The sequence below is a fragment of the uncultured Abyssibacter sp. genome, from assembly GCF_964000955.1.
Lineage (GTDB): Bacteria > Pseudomonadota > Gammaproteobacteria > Nevskiales > OUC007 > Abyssibacter.
Genome location: NZ_CAXFCL010000253.1, coordinates 1 through 2,801, shown reverse-complemented (window position 1 = coordinate 2,801; position 2,801 = coordinate 1). Strand labels below are relative to the sequence as shown.

The following is a 2,801-nucleotide window of genomic DNA, read 5'->3' as shown; positions in this document are numbered from 1 at the left end:
GCAGGATTGCGGGAAAACCGGCCCGTTCCATACGGATTGCGCCTGAAATAAGGCCATGCGGCGTTACTCGTCGTTTATTTGGAATGACCAAACCTCTCTCCTCGCGCCTTGCCTGGCCTTATTTCAGGCGGCAACTTGGCGGCGTGAATAACTCAGTGCTTCCCTTGCCCGCGGACCCGGCCGTTCGAGCTGACGACGCCTAAGGCGTGTCGTCAGCCGCGACGGCCCCGCGACAACAACAAGGGAGTCAGCAAACCGAGCAGCAGCAGCGGACTCGGCGCGCCGGAACCGCCGAACGCGTCATCCGGCGACGCGGGATCGGTCGGATCGCGATCCGATCCGCGCGTCCAGACGCTGTAGTCGCCCGACAGCATCGACCCGACATCGGCGTCGGCCTGGATGCGGAACCAGTACGGCGTGCGTGGTTCCAGACCGCTGATCGTGAAGACCGCGATGCCATCGTCGCCGGTGGTCGCGGGGTCATGGGCTTCGCTGCGCGCGTAGCCCGGCAGGCGGTCCGTCACCTCGACGGTGTAGTTCACGCCGTCCTCGGCCCGCCAGCGGATCTCGACACTGGTCTGGTCGCTGCGCCCAATGTCGATCCCCTCGATCACCAGCCAGGTCGGCTCCACCGGCTCGCGCTCGATCAATCCGCCGCCGGTGTTGCTCACGAACTCGCGAATGTCCTCGCCGGACATCGGGTACGGATCGATGATCTGCGGATAGGACTGATGGTCCAGATGGTCGGCCAGGGTCGTCAACGCCTCGAGATGCCAGGCCACCCATCCGCCCGCGGCCGGTGACAAAGCCGATCGGGTGGCGAAGATCGCGCCGGCCATGTGGAACCAGATTTCGGTGGCCACCCGCTGCTTGACCAGCAGGGTCTCCAGCGCCGCGTAACCGGCCGGGTCGATGGCCTCCCTCAGCTCCGGCAGCGCGTCGAGGTTGCGCTGCGCGATCTCCATCGCCTCGTGCTTTTCCTGGAGCAGTTCCAGCACCGCGGCGGACGACGGCGCCAGCAGCTGGGCGGTGACCGGCGCGTAGACCGCATCCCACTGCGAGATGGTCTTGTCGAACATCAGGCTCAGCGCGTCGGCGCTGCTGGCCGGGATTTCGCTGCCCTTCCTGAACGCCCATTCGCCCTTGGCGTAGTACATCTTGCGACCGACCCAGTAGGTTCTGCGCAGGATGTCGAACAGCGTCGTGTGCGCCGCTGACCCCGCGGTCAGTCCGTAGCGGGTGGAGACGTAACGGGACAGCATGGTCTGCCAGTCCACCTCCGGGTTCTGCGCCAGCTGCGCCTGGGCGAACAGATTCGCCTCGTTGGCCGTGCCCATCGCCGAGTACTCATAGCGATCCACCCGGCAGGTGGAGCCCACGAACCGGCCCGCCGAATCGGCGTGCGCGGCCAGGCTTTCCCGATAACGCTGGGCGAAGTACTCCACCGCCACGAACGGAATCGCGCCTCGGCCCCAGTATTCGCCCGCGCAGTCGAGCTCCAGGAACTGCTCGTGCGCGCCCACATCACCCACCAGCACATTGAGCGGGTAGTACGGCTCGAAATCATTCGGCTCGGACTTGCTCATCGCGACGATCGGCCGTTCGGTCTCCTCCAGCGCCGCGCGCAGATACGGGATCTCGTAGCCCTTGTGGTAGAAGGTCCGCACGTAGACCTGCTTGCCGAACTCGTCCATCACGACCCGCGAGACCGCCTCGATCATCGCCTTGTACTTTTCCTTGATCGCGGCGAATCGCAGCGGCGCACAGGACGGCAGGATCGCGGCCAGCTCGGTGGGCGCGCTGCCGAAGCTGATCATCACGCCATCGATCTCCGGCGCGGCCGTCATCGCGTCGCGATAGGCCTGCATCTTCGCCTGCATGTCGTCCCCGTCGAGGTCGAAGCAGTAGGTGAAGGTGTCGTCGGTGTTCAGCTCCTGCATCCACACGATCGCCTGGCCGCCCTGGGCGTGGATCGCGTCGGCGAGCACGCGCACGCGATCCACCACCTCCGGCTCGTTCTGGAACTGGTCCACCCGCGTGACGATGCGGTGCGAGAGCTGCACGTGAGTGACGCCGAAGTCACGCATCCGGCCGATCACGGACAGGTTGTAGTCCATGTCGTTCTGCGTGAGCGTCCAACCGTGAAACGGCAACGGCTCGGCGGCCGATGCCGGATGCGTCAGCAAACCGACCGCGGCCAGCACGCCTGAAAGAAGGGAAAGACCCGGACGTCTCATTTCTGCGAACCCGTTGCGACTGACGCGAGCCGATCGGGTCGGGAGTGGGCACGGCACACACCTGGCGGCCCCGGTCGGCGCATCTGGAATCAAGACAAGCCGTTCATCCTGCTCCACCGATGTGACACCACGAAGAAACGGGGTCGACCACGCCGTTTTTGGTGATTCCACCGATGCCTGTCGCGCGGAGGAACGGTTCAATGCGGGGCATTCGCCGGACCCGGGAAATCGGTCCCGCCGGCATCCCGACTGCATCCGGAGCGTTCGTGTCACCGCCCGACGAAATCAACTCGCCCCAGCCTCACCCGACCGCCACGCGGCCGCGCGCCGAGTGTCCTTCGTGAGTCGGTGGCCACAACGGGCGCACCGGGCCCTGCTCGCCGGACCGGTTGCCGCGATCAGCTCGCTGGCGACCCTGGTCGCGCTGGCCCGTTGCCTGCCGCCGGGTGACGGCGGCGCGGACGGCATCGCCATCGCCATGATCCTGTTGCCGGTGATCTGGGCCGGCGCGTTTCTGTACGCGCTGCTGGCGCCGGCGCTGTGGCGGGTCTGGCTCGTGCTGCT

At 66.3% G+C, this 2,801-nt stretch carries 2 protein-coding genes; one reads left to right on the top strand and one right to left on the bottom strand.

The features are described 5' to 3' along the window. Positions 1-212: 212 nt before the first annotated feature. On the bottom strand, positions 213-2,204 hold the full coding sequence (locus ABNS06_RS12295) for a fibronectin type III domain-containing protein (protein WP_348674893.1): 1,992 nt from the start codon (positions 2,202-2,204) through the stop codon (positions 213-215). A gap of 373 nt (positions 2,205-2,577) precedes the next feature. Between ABNS06_RS12295 and ABNS06_RS12290 the strand changes: the two genes are divergently transcribed. Continuing rightward, positions 2,578-2,801: hypothetical protein (locus ABNS06_RS12290; protein ID WP_348674892.1), on the top strand; the 224-nt coding region annotated here is incomplete at its 3' end.